Raw genomic sequence first — 21252 nt, 5'->3', positions numbered from 1 at the left:
TCGCGCGCAGGGCGCGCTCCTACAAAGCCCTCTCAGTTCAGGCAAAGCCTTCTCAGTTCAGGAAGCGGGCGCTGACTTCGAGGGATCGTAGCAGTCCACCTGCCAGCCCCGCCTGCAGGAGCACGGCGCTGGCAGCATGCGCCACAGCCACCGGCAAAAGCGCACGGCGATGGAAATACCACCACGCCCAGCCCAGTTCTGCCGCGAAGCACAACTGCATCAGCAGTCCGTTGGGTGTGTGCAACAGGGCGAAGGCCAGTGCCGTGACCAGGACCGCCCATGGCGTTGGAAGGGCTCGCGCCAGCAGGGCGCCGACGACCGCCAGCAGGAGCCATTGCTGGAAAAGAGCCCAGCCCAGGTAGAGCGCGATGCGCCCCATCGGCGGCCATCGCAGCGCGTGGCCAGCGACGAGTACGAGGGCGAGCGCCGCGGGAATGGCGAGTAGCGGCCAGCCCGCATCGCGGACGGTACCGAGCCAGTGCCAGCCGGGGAGGGCTCGTCGCGAGGCGAGGACGAGGGCGTAGGCCACGCCCGCGGCGAACATCGCTATGCCCTGGGGTTCCGGGTCAGGCGCGAGACCCAGCCCGGCGATGAACCAGAGCGGGCCGATCAGGACCAGCGTGGCGTCTGCCACATCGTTTTTCAGCGCGGGCCGGACGTTACCCGGTTCCGTAGCTTTCAGGCGGGCAGGCCCCGACCTGCGCAGAAATGCCGACGCGGTGAGGATCGCGAGGTAGACGAGGACGGGAAGCCAGGTCATCCACATGGGCACGACATGCGCCGGCGATGCGGTTCCGAACGTGATCAGCGGATCGGCCGCGCGCTGGCTGTCGCGCCAGGCCAGGAGACCTTCGGCCGGCAGGCCGGACGGCAGCGGAACGGACAACGGCACGATCGCGCCGCTGCCCGCACGAAGCGTGGCGTCTTCCAGTACGACGGTGGCCCGGGCGGGTAGCGTCGCCCGCAGGCGCAGCATCGCGGCGCGCAAAGGGGGCCTTACCGGATGTCCCATCCCGTCGGTCCAGGTGAGCTGTTGCAGGGGAATCGGGCGCGAGAGTGAATCCGGCCGCAGTTCGCCCAGACTGGCCTGTGCCATCGGCCCTGCTAGCGTTTCACGCACCGCCAGCCCATAGATCCCGGTGGCGGACGCGTGGGCATGCCATTCCAGACGGTCCAGGCGCGTGAGGTCCACCGGCCTGGATAGTGGGAGGCCGATCTCCATGGTCGTTCCATCCGTGGCACGGAGCACCAGGCCCGCGGGGGAACCATCGAGGGTGCCGCTGCCGAAGGCCCGCCCGGCGATGACATCATCCGGTCCACGAAAGCGCCAGGACCACGGCGAACCGCCTGCCGCATAGGTGGCGCGATCGGTGGCGCTCGCCGATGCGATGGCAGCGCGGACGACGGCCGCAGCGAAATACGGCAGAGCCACCAGCAGGGCAAGCCCGAGGAGGACCGTTGCCAGCGCCGTCCAGCGGAAGCCCCCCGATCGCACCTCAGCGGTCCAGCAACGCCTCGACGCGCGCCGCGCAGATGAAGTCGTTCAGCGAAAGTCCGCCCACCTCGTGGGTCGACCAAAGCACCTGGCAATGGCCATAGCCGGCTTCTAGGTCAGGGTGGTGGTCTTCCTGGTTCGCCATGAAGCCCACCGCATTGATGAAGCCCAAGGTGTGGTGGAAATCCGCAAAGCGGAAATCCTTGACGATGGCCTTGCCGTTGGCGCTCAGCTTCCAACCGGGCAGGCTGGCGAGGTGGCCGTCGATGGCGGCGCGGTCGAGTGCGTGTTCCGCGCCCTTGCGCGGCTGGCTGTGCTGGGTGGCGAGCGGGGAGAGGGTCATCGTGGCGTGTCCATCGGGGAAAGAGGCGAAGCGTGGCGCGCGGCCGGTTGAATTGTCAAAAAGCCGCGCCCGGCTCGAAAGCGTACTAAAATGGTGCTGTTTCCGGCATCCCCAGGCCGGGTCCTCCTTCGGAGTCATCATGATCGATATCTCGGAACGTGCGCAGGGGCATTTCCTGCGCCTCCTGTCGCAGCAGGGCGACGACGGCCTTGGCATCCGCCTGCGTGTCGTGGCGGCCGGCACGCCTTCCGCCCAATGCGAACTGGAGTTCTGCGCCGGCTCGGAATTGCAGGGTGACGAATGGACGGTGGAATGCGAGGGCTTCAACCTCTACGTCGACGCGGAAAGCATGCGCTGGCTCGATCCGGCGACTATCGATTACGAAACCACTTCTACCGGCAGCCAGCTCAACATCCGCGCGCCGCGAATCAAGGGCGAGGCGCCGGGTGAGGGCGCCGGCCTGGTGGAGCGCGTGCAGTTCGTGCTGGAGTCGGAGATCGCGCCGCAGATCGCCTCCCACGGGGGGCGCATCTCGCTGGTCGAGGTAACGGCCGATGGCGTCGTGGTCCTCCGCTTCGGCGGCGGCTGCCACGGCTGCGGCATGGTCGACGTCACCCTGAAGAACGGCGTGGAGAAGACCTTGCGCGAACGGATTCCCGAAATTACCGAGGTGCGCGACGCCACGGACCACGAAACCGGCGACAAGCCCTACTTTGCGCGCGCCACCGGTTGATCGGTAGGAGCGCGCCCTGCGCGCGACATGTTCTGAGGCCGAGGCCCGGAGCTGGCGCGCGAGGTCGCGGACTGAAGCGCAAACATGTCGCGCGCAGGGCGCGCTCCTAAGGTTCGCAGAAAAGGGCTTATTCGCCCTGGATGTGGCCCTCGAGACCCTGCAGCTTCGACGGCATCATGGAGAAGTACGCCGAGAGGTCGTCGATATCCTGGTCGGACAGGGTGGCAGCGAAGCCCTTCATGACGAGGTTGCTGCGGCGGCCATCCTTGTATTCGTGCAGGGCCTGCGCCAGGTAGTCGGCGTATTGGCCGGCAAGACGCGGGTACTGCGGGTCGACGGCGTTGCCATCCTGGCCGTGGCAGGCCACGCAGGTAGCGGTCTTGGTCTTGCCGCGCACCGGATCACCGGCGGCGAAAGTCTGGGTGGCGGTCAGCGCGAGGAGCGCGCCGACGGCAATCAGGGGAAACCCACGGATCATCATTCGTCCTCGGCGACTTACTTGGCGATGCTGGAAAGGTAGGCGGCGATATCCGAGATGTCCTGGTCGGACAGGCTCTCTGCCTGGGCGTGCATCGTCGGGTGTTTGCGTTCGTCGTTCTTGTAGGCCTTCAGCGCGTTGACGATGTACTGCTCGTTCTGCCCGGCGATATGCGGCACGTGGTAATCGGGATACACATTGGAGTAACCCGGCACGCCGTGGCAGCCGTTGCAGGTATAGACGAGTTCCCGCCCCCTGGATTTATCCCCTTCCGCATGCGCGGCGGACGCGACGCACAGAGCTACAGCAATCAGACCAACCAGTTGCAGACGCTTCATTAAGAGTTCCCTGGGTGCCGGGCGGGGCCGGGGTTGAACAGCCCTGGAAGTATAGAGGCCTGCCGTGACCAGGGACAACTCAGGTTGCCGCCGGAACTCACAAAAGGCTGCGAATGATGTGGATGCCCGCGATGTATTCGCCCGCGATCGTACCGATGCACACCAGGAAGAAATTGAGGAGGGTGCGCGCCACCCGGTTCTTCCACCAGCCGGTCCAATGGGTGATGTCGTCGCGCAGCCGCTCGAAATCCAGTACGCGCGGCTTGCGCACCCAGGCCTCGACCATGGCACTGATGGCGCCGGAGGGAATGCCCGGACGGAACGGTTTCAGCGGCCCGGCGACGAACGCCGCGACGATGGACAGAGGATGCGCGCCGGCGATGAGGGCGCCCAGCGCGGAAAGACCACCGGTGAGCAGGATCCAGTTCTTCAGCGCGTCGGCACCGAGGCCCGGGTTGCGATAGAACGCGAAGCCGATGGCGGCGAAGATCGCCAGCACCACGCCAACCGCAAGAATTTTCGGCCACTTCGCCGCGCGCGGAGTCACCGCCAGCTCGTCGGCGATGGCGCGTGAGTCGCCATGCTGTTCGGCCAGCTGCGCGCTCATGCCCTTGAGGTGACCGGCCCCGATGACCACCAGCACCTTGCGGCTCGGCGCCGCCACGTCCATCGACGCACCGTTCTCGCGCAGCTTTGCCGCCATGAACTCGTCGCGCTCGGCGATCAATGCGCGGTAGAGCGGCGCGGAACCGGCGGCGAATTCGCTGAAGGCGCTCTCGAGCAGATCGGACTGCTTCAGTTTCTCGATGTCTTCCTCGGCAATGTCCTCGCGCTCGAACACGCTGCCGAGCATGCCCGCCATGAGGCCGAAACGCTGGAAGAAGCCGACGCTGCGCCAGGCACGCTTGAGCGTGGTGCCGACTTCGCGGTCCACCAGCCATACCGGGATGCCGCGCGCGTCGGCACCATCCATGGCGGCCTTCATTTCCGCGCCGGGCTCGATGCCGTACTGCGCGGCAAGGCGCTTCTGGAATGAGCCGAGCACCAGGCTTGCCGCGACCATGCCGGCCTTGCCCTGGCGGATGATCTGGAACAGGTCCATCTGCTTGAACGCTTCAGGATCGCGGATACCGTGGGCGCGGCTTTGACACAGCTCGATGGCCACCGCGTCGAAATGCTCGGTTTCCAGCAGCGCGTCCACCGCCTGCACGCTGGCGCGCGATACATGCGCCGTGCCCAGGATCACGTAGTCGACACCGTCGCGCGTCATGCGCTCGATGGGCTGGCCTTCCAGGGCGGCGGGTGGAGCAACGTTCTCGACGGGGATCATGCGGCGGGAGGTCCTGTTGGATTCAGTCGCGGAAACGTTTGGTCAGGTCGCCGTAGGCGTCGATGCGGCGGTCGCGCAGGAACGGCCAGATGCGGCGCACGTGCTCGCTACGCTCCATGTCGACCTCGCAGATCAGCAGCTCGCGGCCGTCCGTGCCAGCCTGGGCGAGGAACTCGCCCTGCGGTCCGGCCACGAAGCTCGAACCCCAGAACTGGATGCCGCTGCCCACGTGGGAGGGATCGGCCTCGTAACCGGTGCGGTTGCACGACAGCAGTGGAAGCCCGTTGGCGACGGCGTGACCGCGCTGCACGGTGATCCACGCTTCGCGCTGGCGCGCCTTTTCCTCGTCCGGATCGTTGGGATCCCAGCCGATCGCCGTGGGATAGAACAGCAGGTCGGCGCCGGCCAGCGCCATCAGGCGCGCGGCTTCCGGATACCACTGGTCCCAGCACACGAGTACGCCCAGCTTGCCTACCGAGGTATGGATCGGGTCGAAGCCGAGGTCGCCCGGCGTGAAGTAGAACTTCTCGTAGAACGCAGGATCGTCGGGAATGTGCATCTTGCGGTACTTGCCAGCGATCGCGCGCGAGCGATCGAAGACTACCGCCGTGTTGTGGTACAGGCCGGTGGCGCGCTTTTCGAAGATCGAGGCGACGACCACGAGCTTCAGCTCCTCGGCAAGCTTGCCGATGCGGTCGGTGCCCGGACCGGGGATGGTCTCGGCCAGGTCGAACACGTCGACGCTCTCGCGCTGGCAGAAGTACGGGCCGTTGTGCAGTTCCTGCAGCAGCACGAGTTCCACGCCGGCCTTCGCGGCTTCGCGCAGTCCGGCCTCGATGGCATCGAGGTTGGCGTCGCGGTTGCCGCGGTCGGTTTCCTGGAGGAGGGCGACCTTGAGGGTCTTGCGGGTCATGGATGTTCCTCGATGTCAGGCGGCGATCGCCGCCGGCAGCTGCATGGTGATGCAATGCAGGCTGCCGTTTTGCCAGATCAGCGAACGGCAAGGCACCTGGACCACCACGCGACCCGGATGGGCCAGACCGATGATCCGCGCCGCTTCCGCATCCACCCGGTCGCCATAGGCCGGCACCAGCACCGCGCCGTTGACGATCAGGTAGTTCGCATAAGACGCCGCGAGCCGACGACCGTCGTCGAGGATCGGCTGGGCCCACGGCAGTGGATGCAGCGCATAAGGCGTGCCTTCCGGCGAACGCAGTTCGGCGAGTTCCGATGCCATCCGGCCCAGTTTCTCGAAATGTGGATCGCTGGTGTCGTCGCACGCCTGGTACACGATGCCACCGTCCTCGGAGAAGCGCGCCAGCGTATCGATATGGGCGTCGGTGTCGTCGCCTTCAAGATAGCCGTGGTCCAGCCATAGCACGCGGCTCGCGTGCAGGGTGTCGGCCAGGGTGCCGGTCATCGTTTCGCGCGAAAGATCCGGGTGGCGCTGGTTCAGGCACTTCCAGGTGGTGAGGATGGTGCCGCGGCCGTCGCTCTCGATGCCACCGCCTTCCAGCGCCCAGTCGATGCGCCGGTGCGGCAGCCCGGACAGCACGCCACGCTCGAGCAGGCCGGCAATTAGCGCGTCGTCCTGCTCGGCGCCGAACTTGCCGCCCCACCCGGTGAAGCGGTAGTCGTTGAGCAGCACGCCGTCAGGGCCGGTGAGCGTGATCGGGCCGGAATCGCGCAGCCAGGTGTCGTCGTAGGGCAGTTCGATGAAGTGCACGTGCGACATGTCCGCACCGGCCTGCTCGATCGCCAGGCGCGCATGCTCGCGCAGCGCTGCGTCGGCCACGACGATGTGCAGCGGTTCGAAACGGGTCACCGCCGCAGCCAGCGCCACGTACGTGGTCTCGACCTCGGCCAGCCGGTCGGCCCAATCGGTACCCACGTGCGGCCAGGCGATCAGCACGCCGGCCTGCGGTTCCCATTCGGCGGGCAGGCGATAGGAGGAACGGTCGGTCATGTCGGGCGAGGGCGGCAAAGGGGAAGCTCGTAATCAAAGGGGAGCCGGCTATTGTAAGGCTTCCTCGTTACTGCTGCCCGAACGGCCAGGGCACCATCATCCCCGTAGGAGCGCGCCCTGCGCGCGACATCTTTTGCGGCCGTGAACACAGGGCCTGTTGCTCCTCGCGAAAAGATGTCGCGCGCAGGGCGCGCTCCTACGGATGGGTGTTGTTTCCGGCCGGGGTGTTCAGCACCGTGTGGATCACGTGGCTGCGCTCGAAATAGACGATGTAGCCCGGGTACATCCAGCGGTTGATCACCGGCTGCTTGCGGCTGCCGCCGCCACGGGCGTCCAGCTTCGAGGTGGGCGAGCCGAAGCGGCGCTCCACGTCGGCCATGCTCATGCCCTTCTTGGGCAGGTTCATGGACTCCGCCTGCCTGGCGCGTTGCATCAGCAGGGTATCGCCGGCGTGCGCGGATGGGACCACGGAGGCCGACACGAGGGCCAGGGCGATCGCGGTGAAAACAGGCTTGAAGATAGTCATGATGGCTCCGTCGCGCTCCCCATGCGGCGCAGGACGCCGTTGTAACAGATCGCCCCAGTGCAGCGCCATGGGCGGGGCGTGACGGATCGCCCCGCTGTGTGCTGCGTCGCGTTTCGGGGACGGCAGGGGCCGGGACCGCTATCATGCGCAGTCGTCTTTCGTCCGCGTGCCTACCATGATCTCGTTCCGCAACCTCGCCCTGCGCCGGGGCAGCCGTACCCTGCTGTCGCGGATGGACCTCACCATCCAGACCGGCTGGAGCCTGGGCGTCATCGGCCGCAACGGCTGCGGCAAGTCCACGCTGTTCGCCGCCCTGAAGGGCGAACTGGAACCGGAAGTGGGTGACCTGGACATGCCCTCGAAGGTGCGCCAGGCCTCTGTGGCGCAGGAAACGCCCGCCTTGCCCGATCCGGCGATCGAATACGTCCTGGGCGGCGATGCGGAAGTCGCCGCCGCGCTGAAGGCCGAGGCGGATGCCCTGGACGCGGACGACCTCGAAGCCGTCGCCGCCGCGCACCTGCGCATCGAGGAGGTGAACGGTTACGACGCCCGGGCAAGGGCGGGCCGGCTCATGCACGGCCTCGGCTTCGCGCCGGAGACGCACGAGCAGCCCGTGGCTTCGTTCTCGGGCGGCTGGCGCGTCCGTCTCAATCTGGCCCGCGCGCTGATGGCGCCGTCGGACCTGTTGCTGCTCGACGAACCCACAAACCATCTCGACCTCGATGCCGTGCTCTGGCTGGAAGAATGGTTGCGGCGTTACCCGGGCACGCTGCTGATCATTTCTCACGACCGCGAATTCCTCGATGGCGTGATCTCGCACACGATGCACCTGCACGACGGTACGGCGAAGCTCTACACCGGCAACTACACCGCGTTCGAGCGGCAGCGCGCGGAGCACCTGCGCCAGCAGCAGATCGCCCACGTCCGCGAACAGGCCGAACGGGCCCACCTCCAGTCCTTCATCGACCGCTTCAAGGCCAAGGCCAGCAAGGCCAAGCAGGCACAGTCGCGCATGAAGCGCCTGGAGAAGATGGCCGGCACCGAGGCGGTGCGTGCAGAACGTTCCTTCAGTTTCTCGTTCCCGGCTCCGGATCGTTTGCCCACGTCCATGCTTCAGCTTGACCACGTCGACGCGGGCTATGGCGAGCACGTCGTGCTGCGCGACATCGCCTTCGGCCTCGAGTCCGGCGACCGCATCGGCCTGCTCGGCCCGAATGGCGCTGGCAAGTCGACGATGGTGAAGTCGCTGGTCGGCGAACTGGCGCCGTTGCTCGGCGAGCGCGGCATCCACAAGGACACGCGCATCGGTTATTTCGCCCAGCACACCGTCGAAAGCCTGCGCGAGGGCGCGAGCCCGTTCGACCACCTGCAGGAAAAGGCGCCGAACGCCAGCGCGCAGGTGCTGCGCGACTACCTTGGCACCTGGAATTTTCCGTCCGACCGCGCCTTCGAGCCCGTGGACGCGTTCTCCGGCGGCGAGCGCGCGCGTCTGGCGCTCGCGCTGATCGCATGGGACAAGCCCAACCTCCTGCTGCTCGACGAACCCACCAACCACCTGGACCTCGACATGCGCGAGGCGCTGGCCGACGCGCTTGCTGAATTCGATGGTGCACTGGTGCTTGTTTCGCATGATCGCCACCTGCTGGGCATGGTCTGCGACGAGTTCTGGCGCGTGGCCGACGGGAAGGTGGAGCCGTTCGACGGCGACCTGGACGATTACGCGAAGTGGCTGCGCAGCCGCGCCACCACGCGCAAGACAGCGGCCGTCGCCTCGGCGCCAGCCGATGCGCCGGTGCAGGAATCGGCGAAGGAACGTCGAAAGCTGAGCGCCGAGGAACGCGAGAAGGAGAAGCCTCTGCGGGCGCGCGTGAAGAAGATTGAATCGCTCATCGCGAACATGGACAAGGACCTGGTGGCGATCGAGGTCAAGCTCGCCGACCCCAAGGTGTACGAAGGGTCCACCGCCGAACTGATGAAGCTCGGCCAGCGCCAGGCGGAACTGCGTGGCGAGAAGGAAAGCCTCGAGCTGGAGTGGCTCGGAATCCTCGAACAGATCGAGGCCTGAGGGTGGGCACGATTCTCCATGTGCTGTTGCCGGGCCGCGACAAGCTGGCCGGCACGGCCGGTTTATCGGAGTGGCTTGCGCGGGGCAGCCTGCTGCCTGCCGCCGTACCCGGCTATCTCGTCGCGCTCGCTCAACACTTTCACTGGCCGGCCGGGCCGTTGCCTGCTGCCGCGTTGATCCGCCAGTCCGTCGCCGGTGACGCTGGCGAGTCGCTCTGGCTTTCCGCCGATCCGGCATGGGTCCAGCCCGAACTCAACGGCGCACGCTTGCTGGCTTGCGGGAACCTGGGCCTGAGCGTCGCCGACGCGCGAAGCCTCGTGGCCGCGCTGGCCGAAACGTTCGAGGCTGAGGGCATGGAACTTCGCGTCGGCGATGCCCAGCACTGGCAGCTGCGCCTGCCGCCTTACGTCGAGGTGCCGTCGTTCCCCGAGCCGGAGGAAGCCCTGGGCGCCGACCTCTTCGAGCACTTGCCGAAGGGCGGGGAAGGACGCCGCTGGCGCGCGTTGATCAACGAGGCGCAGGTGGTGTTGCACAACCATCCGGTGAACCGTGCGCGCACCGCGCAGGGACTGCCGCCGGTGAACAGCGTGTGGCTGTGGGGGCCCGGGGCCTTACCCGATTGGGTGGAAAGTGGCCTGACCCGAATCTACAGCGACGATCTGCTGGCCTGGGCTTTGGCCCATCGGGCGGGCATCGACATCCACCCTGGAGCTGACTTTGCAGGAGCCGCTGAAGCGGCTCCTGCATGCGGTTTGCTCGACCTGCAGGACGTCCAGCCCACTTCTTTTGAACGCGAATGGTGGCCCGCCATCGAAGCCCGGCTTCTCGCCGGCAGCGAGATCCGTCTCGCCTTCGCCGATGGCACGCGCATGGTGCTGCGCAAGCGGCACCGCCTGCGTTTCTGGCGCAAGGCATGAACACCAAGGCCTGGAGCCAGCGCATCGCGGAGACGGCGCCAAGCGGCTGGCCTGCCCATGTGCATCCGGTGATCCAGCGCGTCTACGCTGCACGCGGCGTCTGCACGCCGGATGGCGCGGAGCACCGCCTCGCCCGCATGCTGCCTCCGGCGTTGCTCGGCGGCATGGATCGTGCCGTGGCCTTGCTGATGCACGCGATCCTCGATGACCGGCACATCGTGATCGCCGGCGACTACGACTGCGATGGCGCTACCGGCACGGCGGTGGCCGAGCGCGGCCTGCGTCTGCTCGGCGCGCGGCACGTGAGCCATGTGGTGCCGAACCGTTTCGTGCACGGCTATGGCCTCAGCGTGGCGCTCGTCGCTTCACTCGATCCTGCGCCGGACCTCATCGTCACCGTCGACAACGGCGTGGCGAGCGTGGCGGGTGTCGCTGCGGCGCGGGCTCGTGGCATCGCGGTGCTCATCACGGATCACCACCTGCCGGGCGACGCATTGCCCGACGCCGACGCGATAGTGAATCCCAACCTCGCCGATGACGGATTCCCGAGCAAGGCATTGGCCGGCGTCGGCGTGATGTTTTACCTGCTGCTCGGCCTGCGCGCCGCGATGCGGGAGGCCGGACACTTACCAGATGGCGAGCCGGACCTTGGTTCGCTGCTCGACCTCGTCGCCCTGGGCACGGTCGCCGACCTCGTGCCGCTGGACTTCAACAATCGCGTGCTCGTCGATGCGGGCCTGAAGCGTATGCGCGCGGGCAAGGCTTGCGCCGGCATCACCGCGCTCATCGAAGCGAGCGGCCGCTCGGTGTCCACCGTGGGTGCCACGGACCTCGCCTTCGCCATCGGCCCGCGCCTCAACGCGGCCGGCCGTCTCGAGGACATGTCGCTTGGTGTCGCCTGCCTGCTCACGGATGACGCGGGCATCGCGCGGCGCTACGCCGAGCAGCTTTCCGCGATCAACCAGGAGCGCCGCGACATGCAGGCGGGCATGGTGGAGGAGGCCGAGACGATGGTCGCCCGAGCGGCACACGTCGATTCGGTGGGCGTGGCTCTGTTCGATCCGGGCTGGCACGCCGGCATCGTCGGCTTGATCGCGTCGAAGCTGAAAGAGAAGCTGCATCGCCCGGTGCTGGCCTTCGCTCCCGCAGGCGACGAGACCGACGAACTTCGCGGGTCCGCCCGCTCGATTCCGGGTTTCCATATCCGCGACGCGCTCGCGGAGATCGACGCGAGGCATCCTGGCCTCATCATCCGGTTCGGCGGCCACGCGATGGCAGCTGGCCTCAGCTTGCGTGCCATCGACTTCGACCGTTTCGCGGCAGCCTTCGATGCGACAGCGCGTGCGTACCTTGACGAGGAACGCTTGCAGGCTCTCGTTCAGACCGACGGGGAACTCGATTACCGCGACCACACGCTCGACCTGGCAAGGCAACTGCGCCAGGCGGGACCGTGGGGGCAGGGTTTCCCGCCGCCCGTGTTCGAGGCGCGTTTCGAATGCGCGTCGTGGAAACCGATGGGCAGTCGCCACCTTCGCCTGCAATTGCGCCATACACAGGGTGGCGCACCCCTGGATGCGGTGATGTTCAACTGCTTCGATGGCACGCCACCGCCTTCGCGGATGCGTGTCGCGTACGAGCTTTCGGTCAACGATTGGCAGGGCAGGGAAAGCCTGCGCCTCCTCCTTGTCCACATGGAAGCCATCGCTTGACGCCTTGACGCCTTGACGCCTTGGCAACGCGCAAGGCGTAGGCTGGGCTCGTTTCCCACGGAGGTCCGGCCATGAAAACCGTTGTACTGGCCCTGATGCTCGGTCTGCCGGTCACGCCGCAAGCCACGCCGCCATCGGGTGTCCACCGCGAGGCCGCCCCTCCGAGGGAGCCCATGAAACGTTTCTCGTGGCGCGACGAAGCGGCTGGCTACACCTTCGTGGCTCCGCCGCGCTGGGCAGGCAAGGTGCGCGTAGACCCGTTGACGTCCGAAGAACTCGCGAAATCGAGCGCGACGAGCGGGGTGCGTTTCATGGAAGGCTCGGCAACGCTGCTGGTGCTTCTGTCCGCGGATGAGACGCGACTCCAGGCTCTGACCAGTACCGGCGCATCGGAATTGTCCCGGCACGGCGACCACGTGGTGGTGGTGAAAATGGGCGCCGATGTCGGCGAACTCGCCCTGACCAACGAAGAACTGGCATCGGCCATCCAGTGGGACGGCGGTGCACAGGGTACCGTCGCGCGCTGAGGATTTTTCTCAAAACATTTCCAGGCGAAAGCCGATACAGTGATCCTCTGGCGAACAGAGAGGATCGTGACGATGCATGGAATGCGATGGATCGTGCTGGGCACGTTGTGCTTGTGCATGCTCATGGTGGCGATGGATGCCAATATCCTGCATACGGTGATGCCGACACTGATCCGGGTCATGCGGCCGACCACCATCGAGCAGTTATGGATCGTCAACGCCTACGCCCTGACGCTGGCCGGCTTGTTGATCACCATGGGTGCTCTCAGTGATCGCCATGGTCGCCGGCGCCTGCTCCTGTGGGGGCTAGCTGTTTTCGGCGTGGCGTCGTTGATGGCCGGGTGGATACACCAGCCTTGGCAGGCGATCGCTTGCCGGGGCCTGCTTGGTATCGGCGGAGCGATGATCATGCCCAACATCCTTTCGCTCATACGCAACACGTTCACCGACCCGAGGGAACGCACCATAGCCCTCTCCGCCTGTGGCGTGGCGGGCTGCGTGGGCGCTGCGGTCGGACCCGTGCTGGGTGGCGCGCTCGTCCAGGTCTTCAATTGGCAGGCTGCGTTCCTGATCAACGTGGTTGTCGTACTGGTCGCCATTCCCCTGGTGGTAACCACCGTGCAGGAGTCCAGTTCCCCGGGCAACCGTAGATGGGACTGGACCAGCGTCGGGCTCTCGTTCGTGGGAATGACGGCGCTGGTGCAGGCGATCAAGCTGATGGGAAAATCGGGTTGGCTTTCGGTTGAAGCACTGGCTTTGTTTGCCATGGGGATATCCTCGTTGGCGTGGTTCGTCAGGCGCCAGTTGGCCACGGACGATCCGTTGCTGGATGTACGGCTCTTCGGTTTGCGCAGCTTCAGCGTCGGCATTTTCGTCTACGCGATGGTGATGTTTGCCCTAAGTTCCACGATCTACCTGGCATCGCAGTGGTTGCAGTTCGTCTACTTGCTGAGCCCCGTGGACACGGGATTCTGGTTGCTGCCGGCAACCGCGTCCGCGTTGCTCGGAGCATTGGCGGTCCCTTATTGCCTGCAACACTGGAACGTGCGCGACGTCATGCTCGCAGGCATGGTATGCATCGCCATGACGTTGTTCGTGCCTGGCATGAATGGATCGGGATCGCTTCTCCTTTTCTCGGTGTCTCTCGCATTCCTTGGCGCAGGCGTGAGCCTGTGCCTTTCCAGCGCCACAACGGTGGTGATCATGGCGGCGCCTGCGGAACGCGCCGGGAGTGCGGCGGCAGTGCAGTCGACGGCGTACGAGATCGGCAATGTCCTAGGCATCGCCGTGATCGGCAGTGGGGCGGCCGCCATGTACAGCCATGCGGTTCGGTTACCCGAGGGCATCGCCGACTCTTTGGCCGGGTCGATACGAATTTCCGTCGGTGAAGGTGTCGCAGCGGTGGCGAGCCTTCCGCAGGAGACTGGTGTTCCGTTGAAGAAGGCGGTGAACCTGGCTTTTGATCATGCCTTCTCCACATCCAGCTTTGTCCTGGGTTGCATGATGCTGGGGGCGGCCATGTTGACCTTCGTACTCCTGCGAGATCGCCCTGCTACCGAGGCCGAGCGGTTGACCTGACATCGTATGCCGGATGCGCCACACGTCGCTGTGTGTCGCGTTGTTCCCGGTCATTGTTGGGATTGATTCGTTCCAGCGATGGAACCAGTGGTTTTGCGGTATCGATCCGGCTTGGCCCGGGTGTAACCTCCCGGGCCATGGATCATTCCCTCGAAGTCCTTATGGGCGGCTCGTCCTCCACTACTCCTGGCCGGCCTTGCCATCGCACTCCGGCTGCGTACGCTCACGCCTTCAGCATCAGCTTTGTAAAGGCCTTCACCAGCGGCGACGTATCATCGCGGCGATGCGCGACGTACAGCGCGCTCGCCGCGTCGGCAGAGGCGATGGTGACATAGGCCACGCCTTCCACCTGTACCTGTCGCAAGGAGCGCGGAAGGATCGCGACACCCATGCCCGCGGCAACGAGCCCGATCATGGTGGAGGATTCGCCGGCCTCCTGCGCGATGCGGGGTACGAAACCGGCATTGCGGCACATGGTCAGCAACTGGTCGTGGATACCGGTGCCGGCGGCGCGTGTGAACACGATGAAGTTTTCCTCCGCCAGGTCTTCCATGCGCAAGGATCGTTTGCGTCGTGCCAGCGGATGATCGGCACGCAACACCGCCACCAACGGATCGTCGACAAGCTTGTGCGTGACCAGGGTGGGCGGAAGCCCGGTGCCGCGTACCAGGCCGACCTGCTGGCGGCCATCGAGCAAGTACTCCAACTGCTGAAGCGTGTTGCGTTCGAGCAGCACCAGGCGCACTGCGGGGTACGCTTCACGGAAAGCGCGTATGGCGCGCGGAAAGCCTTCACTGAGCGGGGTACTGCGGGTGAAGGCCACGCGCAATTCGCCGATCTCGCCGCGCTCGGCGCGGCGGGACATATCGCCGGCATCGTCCACCCTGGCCACGATGTCCTTCGCGGCTTCGAGATACACCTGGCCGGCGGCGGTGAGTTCCACGCGTCGGTTGGTCCGGCGCAGCAGGCGCACGCCCAGCGTGTTTTCCAGGTCGCGGATCTGCTGGCTCAGCGGCGGCTGGGAAATCCCCAGCCGTTCCGCGGCGCGGCTGAAGTGGAGCTCCTCGGCCACGGCGATGAAATAACGCAGGTGGCGGAGCTCGATGTTCATGCTTTCAGTCCGGACGGACGCGGATCAGGCCTTCCTGTGCGGTAGAGGCCACGAGGGCGCCGTCGCGCGTGTAGATCGTGCCGCGAGCGAGCCCGCGCGAGCCTTGCGAGGTCGGGCTGTCGAAGGAGTACAGCAGCCACTCGTCGATGCGGAACGGCCGGTGGAACCACAGCGCGTGGTCCAGGCTCGCCATCTGCATGTTTCGCGTGAGGTACGAAATGCCGTGCGGCAGCGTGGCCGTGCCGATCAGGTGGAAGTCCGACGCGTACGCAAGCAGCGCCTGGTGCAGCGACAACGTGTCCTCGATGGGCGCGGTGAGACGGAACCAGATGTGCTGGTAAGGCGGTCGCTTCGCGGGACGCAGTTCGTCGCGCGGCCAGACATGGCGGAACTCGAACGGGCCGTCCACGCCAAGCCAGCGCTGGGTCTTTTCCGGCAACCGCCCGAGTTGCTCGGCGGAAACCGAAGGCATCGGTTCCACGTCTTCGGGTGAGGGCACCTCGGGCATGGAGATCTGGTGCTCGTAGCCGGTTTCCGGTTCCTGGAACGAGATGGAACTGTTGAGGATCGGCTGGCCGTGCTGGATCGCCACGACGCGGCGCGAGGAGAACGAACCGCCGTCGCGCGTGCGTTCCACGCTGTAAACGATGGGCGCGTTGATGTCGCCGGCGCGCAGGAAATATGCGTGCAGCGAATGCGCTTCGCGTCGCGAATCGACCGTGCGTTGCGCGGCGGAAAGTGCCTGGCCGAGCACCTGGCCGCCGAAGACGAAACGCGTGCCGATATCGCGGCTTTGGCCGCGGAACAGGTTGTCTTCCAGGCGTTCGAGTTCGAGCAGTTCGACGAGTTCGCCGACGTGGTTGTCCGACATGGGGTCCCCTGGATAGGCGGTGGTGCTCAGGGCGGCAGTATAACGGGGCTAGCTGGCGAGCCGGCCGAGGCGTCCGGCGTCGTACGCACGGCCCCAGGGGAATTGGGGGCCCGGATCCCGCTTGCGTGGCACCTCGTTCTCCGGATCGTCGCTGGACGGCACCATGGCCGTGTCCAGGTCCTCGTGGCCGGCAATGTGACGCAGCGAGGGAAAGCGTTCCACGAGGTGGTCCAGCAACGCGCGCAGCGCGTCGATCTGCCGCCCGGGGTAAGGCTCGGTCATGGTCTGCCGCGCGGAGTGGAACCAGTCCGGATAGCGGCCCGTGTTCACCAGCTCGATGCCTATCGAGCGCGGGTTGTAGCCGCGGGTATGGTGGGCGACGCGCAACGGGTCGATGTAGCACAGCACCGAACCGTCGCGGTCGATGTAGTAGTGGCCACTGTTGCCCGCGCCCGAGTCGTAGAGCGCGCGCTCGCCGTACTCGCGGGCCATGGCCATGTCGGGCAACTCGGTGCAGTGGATCACCACGAGGTCGATCTCGTCCGGCTTGCGCCCGGGCAGGACCGATTCGTAGGGCAGGGGGGCGTGAAGAATGTCGATCATGCCGCTTTGATAACATAGCCGGTCATCCCGCGTACGGAGACCGCCATGCGCGGCCACATCATTCTTTCCCACGGTTCCGGTTCCAGCCCCGACGCCACCAAGGTGAGTGCGCTCGCCGCCGTCGCCGAATCGCTCGGCTGGAGCACGGCGCGGCCGGACTATCGCGAGGACGATGCCCGCGGGCACGCCGGGTCCATCGACCCGCGCCTGGCGCGGCTTGCAGCCGCCATCGCGGCCTCGCCGGTACCCCCGGTTCTCGTGGGATCGAGCATGGGCGCCTTCGTTTCCGGCCTGGCTTCGCTGGATGCGCCGGTGTCTGGCCTGTTCCTGCTCGCCCTGCCGACGCGCATCCCCGGCTATCCGCGGGCGTTCGGCGTGCGCGCCGATGTGCGGTCCTTCCTCGTGCACGGTTACGCGGACGACGTATGCCCGCTGGACGAGGCGGTGGCGTTTGCCCGTCAGCACGCCATGCCCGCCCTGCTGGTTCAGGACGATCACCGCCTGGGCGCGAGCCTGCCCGACATCGAGACGGCGTTCCGCCGCTTCCTGGGCGGTCAGGCATGAGCGCCTTCTTCGCCACCTGTCCCAAGGGGCTGGAATACCTGCTGAAGGACGAACTGGTCGCCCTGGGTGCCGGCGACGTGCGCGAAGCGCTGGCAGGCGTGTCGTTCACCGGTTCGATGGAAGCCGCCTATCGGGCCTGCCTCTGGTCGCGCATGGCCAGCCGCGTGCTGCTGCCACTGGCCGAGTTCGATGCCGCCGATCCGGAGGGGCTCTACGCCGGCGTGCAGGGTATCGACTGGGCGGAGCACCTCGCGCCGCACGGCACGCTGGCCGTGGATGCGAACACGTCGCAGAGCAAGCTCACGCACAGCCAGTTCATCGCGCTCAAGACGAAGGACGGCATCGTCGACCAGTTCCGCGCCGTCAGCGGCGCGCGGCCCGATATCGATCCCGAAGAACCAGACCTTCGCGTGAACGTACGCCTGCGCCGCGACCGCGCCACGGTATCCATCGACCTGTCCGGGTTGCCCCTGCATCGGCGGGGCTGGCGCGAGCAGCAGGGCGAGGCCCCGCTGAAAGAAAACCTCGCCGCGGCGATGCTGGTCCGCGCGCAATGGCCACGCATCTATGCGGAAGGTGGCGCGCTGGTCGATCCGATGTGCGGCTCCGGCACGCTACTGATCGAAGGCGCGCTGATGGCCGCCGACGTGGCGCCTGGTCTGCGCCGCGACTATTACGGGTTCCTTGGCTGGCTGAAGCACGACTACGCGCTCTGGCGCTCGATCTACGACGAAGCCAAGGGGCGTGCGGAAGATGGTCTGCGCGTCCTGCGTCCCGTGTTCTTTGGCAGCGACTCCGATCCGCACATGGTCCAGACCTCCAAGCGCAATGCTCAGAGCGCGGGCGTGGCAGGCTTCGTCCACCTCGACCGCCGCGATGCGGTGCATGTGGAACCGCCGCCGGAGACGCCGCTGGGCCTGGTCATCACCAATCCGCCTTATGGCGAGCGCCTGGGCGACCGTGCCGAGTTGCCGGTGCTTTACCGCGATCTCGGCCAGGCCTTGAAGGACCGCTTCGCCGGCTGGCGCGCGGCCGTCCTGGCCGGCGACGAGGAACTGGGCCGCGCCCTGCGCCTCAGCCCGGACAAGCGCTACGCGCTGTACAACGGTGCGCTGGAAACGCCGCTGCTGACCTTCGCGCTGCGCGCACGGGACGAGGCGCAGCGCGAGGCGAAGCCGCTCTCGACCGGGGCGCAGATGCTCAAGAACCGGCTGGAGAAAAACGTCCGCCACCTCCGCAAGCGGCTGGCCCGTGAGGGCATCACCTGCTGGCGCGCGTACGACCAGGACCTGCCGGAGTACGCGGCGGCGGTCGACGTGTATGAGGACTGGCTGCACGTTCAGGAATACAAGGCCCCCCAGGACGTGCCCGTGGACGTCGCCCGCATCCGCGTCCGCGAGATCGTGCGGGTGGCGGGTGAGATCTTCGGCGTGCCGCGCGAGCGGATCGCCGTGAAAACGCGCGAGCGCGGCAAGGGAGGCTCCAAATACGGGCAGTTCGACCAGAAGGGCGAATTCGTGGAGGTCCACGAGGGCGGCCTGGCCTTTCTCATCAACCCGACCGATTACCTGGACACCGGCTTGTTCCTGGACCACCGCCTGGTCCGGGCGCGGATCCGCGAGCTGGCGGCCGGGAAGCATTTCCTGAACCTGTTCGCCTATACCGGCACCGCCAGCGTGTACGCGGCCGCCGGCGATGCCCGGGACACCACCACGGTGGACCTCTCCGGCACCTACCTGGACTGGGCCTCGCGCAACCTGGCGTTGAACGGCTTCACCGGCAACCGGCACCGGCTGGTTCAGGAAGACGCGTTCACCTTCCTGCGCAGCCGGTCCATGCAGTACGGATTGATCTATGTGGATCCGCCTACTTTCTCGAACTCCAAGAAGGCAGACGATTTCGACGTACAGCGGGATCATGTCGAACTGCTGATGCTCTGCGCCGACCGCCTGCTGCCGGACGGCGTGATTGTTTTCTCAAACAATTTCCGCCGCTTCCAGCTTGATCGGGCGGCGCTGGAGCCCCATCTTTCCGTTGAAGACTGGAGCGCTCCGAGCATCCCCTTCGATTTCACGCGACGCCACGACATCCATGGCTGCTGGCTCCTCCGAAAGCCGTTCGTGAACCCGTGGAAAACGTGAAGGGAAGGTCGAGAAAACTTCAGTCCGGATTCAGCGCCGGAGCGCGAATCTGCGTTCGACATCTGGAGGTAACTGTCATGAAAGGTAAGTTCGTCAAGTCGGGTCTGGCCCTCGCCGCGGCAGGTCTGATGGCTTTCGCGCCGGGTGCGTTCGCACGCGGGCACGGCTATTACGGCGGTTACCATGGCGGATATCACGGTGGCTATCACGGCGGCTATGGCTACCGTGGTGGATACCACGGCGGCCACTACGACAGCGCGGGCCGCTGGATCGCCGGCGCCATCGTCGCCGGTGCGGTCGTCGGCCTCGTCGCCAATGCCACGGCACCCCGCACGGTCGTCTACGACCGCCCGGTGTACTACAGCCGTCCGGGCGCCGTGGTCTATGAAGATGCGCCGACCGTCACGCGCCGCGTGACCACCACCACGACGTACGTGGACGATGGTTACGGCACCCGGTACATCCGCGACGACGGTTACTGATCGATCGCGTCAGGAACAGGAAAAAACCCGGCCATCTTCTGGCCGGGTTTTTTTATGTGCGCCCTCGACGAATCGCTTCGAGCGACATGACGCCCGAGGGGCTCACCGGCACGGAGTGGTATAGTCAACTTCATGAAAACTGGTTCTTTTGTAAGGCCACTATAACGCGCAAGCATGAGGTGACCAAAGCCGACAGGCGGCTACGGTCGGCGTTCAATCATTCGACGGTGCCACATGAACCTACTCCGCTCGCTCACGATCGTCGCGGTACTCGCGGGTGCCGCGATCTTGCCTCATGTCGTCGCGCAGCCGGCATCGACGGTGCCGGCTGCACGCGATGGCCAGCGGGATTTCGACTGGGAACAGGGTCGATGGGCGACGAAAGTCCGGGTCCTGCGTAACCCGCTTTCGGGCGAAGCCCCTCAATGGGTGGAGTACGGGGGCACCAGTGTCATCAAGCCGCTGTCAGGCGGCAAGGCGAACTTCGTCGAGCTGTCGGTGACGGGAGACGCCGGCAAGATCGAAGGCGGGTCGTTGCGCTTGTACAATCCCGGATCGCGGCAGTGGAGCCTCAACTTCGCCAGCCTCAGGAACGGCATGCTGACTGCGCCGGTCTTTGGCGGATTCGACGGGCGCGGAACAGGCATGTTCATGGGGTCGGACATGCTTGAGGGCAGGGCCATCCTCGTGCGCTTCGTCATCACACGGGTCTCGCCGGCATCCGCCCGGTTCGAGCAAGCCTATTCGGCCGATGGCGGAGCCACCTGGGAAACCAACTGGATCGCGACCGATACCATTGAAACGCCATAGGAGCGCGCAGGAGGGGTGACCCCAAGGGCGCGCTCCTGCCGATCATGTGCCGATCAGCGCACCATGCCATTGGGTTCCGCACCCGACCCCTTGTGCCTGGCGTTCTTCTCCAGCGACTTGTACGTCGCCTTGTCGATCTTCTCGACGGACCCGATCTGGCACGGCGGGTCGTCGCGACGCACGATCTGTTCGTTGATGCTGCCGCAGATACGCATGGGCGCCACCGCCTTGATGTTCTCGGCGGCACGGAAGCGGATGCCGCCGCCGAGGTCCATGCGCGGGCAGTCCACGGTGGTGGTGACCTTGAAGAAGTTGGGACCGTTTGCCACGACGACCGTGCGGTTGTCGACCATGGCCCAATTGCTGATGCGGTCGGTACGCATGCAATCGTTTACGGGGAGCTCGTTACGCGCCTGGGGGCTGGTATCCTGTGCCTGTACGGCGGCGCAGGTGATGAGCAGCGAGGCGGCGAGCAGGTAGCGGACATTCATGGCGCGTCCTCCTTGGGTGGTACCCAACGTTAAGCCTGTTGGTCCCGAAAAACGAGACAGGCGTTGCCCTGGGTCCACTACGCGTTAAGGTGGCGGCAGGCTCCGCTCACATTCGTTGAACGTTTGCTAGGGCATCGTCCCCGGCATGACCGCCGTCCCCACCGGCTGTACGGG

At 66.1% G+C, this 21252-nt stretch carries 22 protein-coding genes; 10 read left to right on the top strand and 12 right to left on the bottom strand.

The genetic code is table 11. The annotated features are described in order from the left end of the window. Window positions 1-52 precede the first annotated feature (52 nt). Together VGM71_RS03880 and VGM71_RS03875 are read right to left on the bottom strand one after the other, a co-directional pair. The gene (locus VGM71_RS03880) at window positions 53-1495 is read right to left on the bottom strand and encodes a type II CAAX prenyl endopeptidase Rce1 family protein (protein WP_331542499.1); all 1443 of its coding nucleotides are present in this window, start codon (window positions 1493-1495) and stop codon (window positions 53-55) included. Window position 1496: 1 nt separating this feature from the next. Next, complete coding sequence (locus VGM71_RS03875; RefSeq protein WP_331542498.1) at window positions 1497-1838, bottom strand: 4a-hydroxytetrahydrobiopterin dehydratase; 342 nt, start codon at window positions 1836-1838, stop codon at window positions 1497-1499. Window positions 1839-1977: 139 nt separating this feature from the next. Here VGM71_RS03875 and VGM71_RS03870 point away from each other — a divergent pair, with 139 nt between their 5' ends. Next, window positions 1978-2571: an NfuA family Fe-S biogenesis protein gene (locus tag VGM71_RS03870; RefSeq protein ID WP_331542497.1), complete on the top strand. Its 594-nt coding sequence runs from the start codon at window positions 1978-1980 to the stop codon at window positions 2569-2571. Between the two features lie 127 nt (window positions 2572-2698). On the opposite strand, the gene VGM71_RS03865 is transcribed toward VGM71_RS03870, so the two are convergent. The 6 genes from VGM71_RS03865 to VGM71_RS03840 form a co-directional block, all read right to left on the bottom strand. Beyond that, window positions 2699-3049: a cytochrome c gene (locus VGM71_RS03865; RefSeq protein ID WP_331542496.1), complete on the bottom strand. Its 351-nt coding sequence runs from the start codon at window positions 3047-3049 to the stop codon at window positions 2699-2701. A gap of 17 nt (window positions 3050-3066) precedes the next feature. Beyond that, window positions 3067-3387 carry a cytochrome c gene (locus VGM71_RS03860; RefSeq protein ID WP_331542495.1) on the bottom strand — a complete coding sequence of 107 codons (321 nt, stop codon included), beginning with the start codon at window positions 3385-3387 and terminating at the stop codon, window positions 3067-3069. 97 nt (window positions 3388-3484) lie between these two features. Continuing rightward, a complete protein-coding gene (locus VGM71_RS03855; RefSeq protein WP_331542494.1) occupies window positions 3485-4717 on the bottom strand; it encodes a TraB/GumN family protein in 1233 nt (410 codons plus the stop codon). A gap of 22 nt (window positions 4718-4739) precedes the next feature. Continuing rightward, window positions 4740-5630 carry a carbon-nitrogen hydrolase gene (locus VGM71_RS03850; RefSeq protein WP_331542493.1) on the bottom strand — a complete coding sequence of 297 codons (891 nt, stop codon included), beginning with the start codon at window positions 5628-5630 and terminating at the stop codon, window positions 4740-4742. A gap of 15 nt (window positions 5631-5645) precedes the next feature. After that, entirely contained in the window at window positions 5646-6683 is a 1038-nt protein-coding gene (locus tag VGM71_RS03845; protein ID WP_331542492.1) for an agmatine deiminase family protein, read from the bottom strand. Between the two features lie 196 nt (window positions 6684-6879). Beyond that, window positions 6880-7209 carry a hypothetical protein gene (locus VGM71_RS03840; protein WP_331542491.1) on the bottom strand — a complete coding sequence of 110 codons (330 nt, stop codon included), beginning with the start codon at window positions 7207-7209 and terminating at the stop codon, window positions 6880-6882. A gap of 175 nt (window positions 7210-7384) precedes the next feature. Between VGM71_RS03840 and VGM71_RS03835 the strand changes: the two genes are divergently transcribed. The 5 genes from VGM71_RS03835 (at window position 7385) to VGM71_RS03815 (ending at window position 14005) form a co-directional block, all read left to right on the top strand. Further along, a complete protein-coding gene (locus VGM71_RS03835; protein WP_331542490.1) occupies window positions 7385-9274 on the top strand; it encodes an ATP-binding cassette domain-containing protein in 1890 nt (629 codons plus the stop codon). Window positions 9275-9276: 2 nt separating this feature from the next. Continuing rightward, window positions 9277-10191 carry a phosphoglycerate mutase gene (locus VGM71_RS03830; protein ID WP_331542489.1) on the top strand — a complete coding sequence of 305 codons (915 nt, stop codon included), beginning with the start codon at window positions 9277-9279 and terminating at the stop codon, window positions 10189-10191. After that, complete coding sequence (gene recJ, locus VGM71_RS03825) at window positions 10188-11900, top strand: single-stranded-DNA-specific exonuclease RecJ (RefSeq protein ID WP_331542488.1); 1713 nt, start codon at window positions 10188-10190, stop codon at window positions 11898-11900. Before VGM71_RS03830 ends, recJ begins: the two co-directional genes overlap by 4 nt. A gap of 71 nt (window positions 11901-11971) precedes the next feature. Continuing rightward, complete coding sequence (locus tag VGM71_RS03820; RefSeq protein ID WP_331542487.1) at window positions 11972-12427, top strand: hypothetical protein; 456 nt, start codon at window positions 11972-11974, stop codon at window positions 12425-12427. An 81-nt stretch (window positions 12428-12508) separates the two neighbouring features. Continuing rightward, a complete protein-coding gene (locus VGM71_RS03815) occupies window positions 12509-14005 on the top strand; it encodes an MFS transporter (protein ID WP_331542486.1) in 1497 nt (498 codons plus the stop codon). A 223-nt stretch (window positions 14006-14228) separates the two neighbouring features. Here the strand turns inward: VGM71_RS03815 and VGM71_RS03810 are convergent, their stop codons facing one another. Genes VGM71_RS03810 through VGM71_RS03800 form a run of 3 tightly spaced genes read right to left on the bottom strand, consistent with a single transcriptional unit; the run spans window position 14229 to window position 16590 of the window. Then, window positions 14229-15116: a LysR family transcriptional regulator gene (locus tag VGM71_RS03810; RefSeq protein WP_331542485.1), complete on the bottom strand. Its 888-nt coding sequence runs from the start codon at window positions 15114-15116 to the stop codon at window positions 14229-14231. A 4-nt stretch (window positions 15117-15120) separates the two neighbouring features. Next, the gene (gene tesB / locus VGM71_RS03805) at window positions 15121-15987 is read right to left on the bottom strand and encodes an acyl-CoA thioesterase II (RefSeq protein ID WP_331542484.1); all 867 of its coding nucleotides are present in this window, start codon (window positions 15985-15987) and stop codon (window positions 15121-15123) included. Window positions 15988-16035: 48 nt separating this feature from the next. Then, window positions 16036-16590: an N-acetylmuramoyl-L-alanine amidase gene (locus VGM71_RS03800; RefSeq protein WP_331542483.1), complete on the bottom strand. Its 555-nt coding sequence runs from the start codon at window positions 16588-16590 to the stop codon at window positions 16036-16038. Between the two features lie 45 nt (window positions 16591-16635). Between VGM71_RS03800 and VGM71_RS03795 the strand changes: the two genes are divergently transcribed. The 4 genes from VGM71_RS03795 to VGM71_RS03780 all read left to right on the top strand — a co-directional run bounded on the left by VGM71_RS03795 (window position 16636) and on the right by VGM71_RS03780 (window position 20587). Next, window positions 16636-17154 carry an alpha/beta hydrolase gene (locus VGM71_RS03795; protein ID WP_331542482.1) on the top strand — a complete coding sequence of 173 codons (519 nt, stop codon included), beginning with the start codon at window positions 16636-16638 and terminating at the stop codon, window positions 17152-17154. Further along, window positions 17151-19295 (top strand): bifunctional 23S rRNA (guanine(2069)-N(7))-methyltransferase RlmK/23S rRNA (guanine(2445)-N(2))-methyltransferase RlmL, encoded by a 2145-nt coding sequence (gene rlmKL, locus VGM71_RS03790; RefSeq protein ID WP_331542481.1) that lies wholly within the window; start codon window positions 17151-17153, stop codon window positions 19293-19295. Before VGM71_RS03795 ends, rlmKL begins: the two co-directional genes overlap by 4 nt. A gap of 77 nt (window positions 19296-19372) precedes the next feature. Further along, the gene (locus tag VGM71_RS03785; RefSeq protein ID WP_331542480.1) at window positions 19373-19777 is read left to right on the top strand and encodes a hypothetical protein; all 405 of its coding nucleotides are present in this window, start codon (window positions 19373-19375) and stop codon (window positions 19775-19777) included. 234 nt (window positions 19778-20011) lie between these two features. Further along, complete coding sequence (locus tag VGM71_RS03780) at window positions 20012-20587, top strand: hypothetical protein (RefSeq protein WP_331542479.1); 576 nt, start codon at window positions 20012-20014, stop codon at window positions 20585-20587. A gap of 53 nt (window positions 20588-20640) precedes the next feature. Here the strand turns inward: VGM71_RS03780 and VGM71_RS03775 are convergent, their stop codons facing one another. Then, complete coding sequence (locus VGM71_RS03775; RefSeq protein ID WP_331542478.1) at window positions 20641-21078, bottom strand: DUF6491 family protein; 438 nt, start codon at window positions 21076-21078, stop codon at window positions 20641-20643. Window positions 21079-21252: the final 174 nt, after the last annotated feature.

It is taken from the genome of Luteibacter sp., from assembly GCF_036499525.1.
Taxonomy (GTDB): domain Bacteria; phylum Pseudomonadota; class Gammaproteobacteria; order Xanthomonadales; family Rhodanobacteraceae; genus Luteibacter.
Note: the sequence above shows the minus strand (reverse complement) of the source record. Positions and strands in the feature narration are given on the sequence as shown.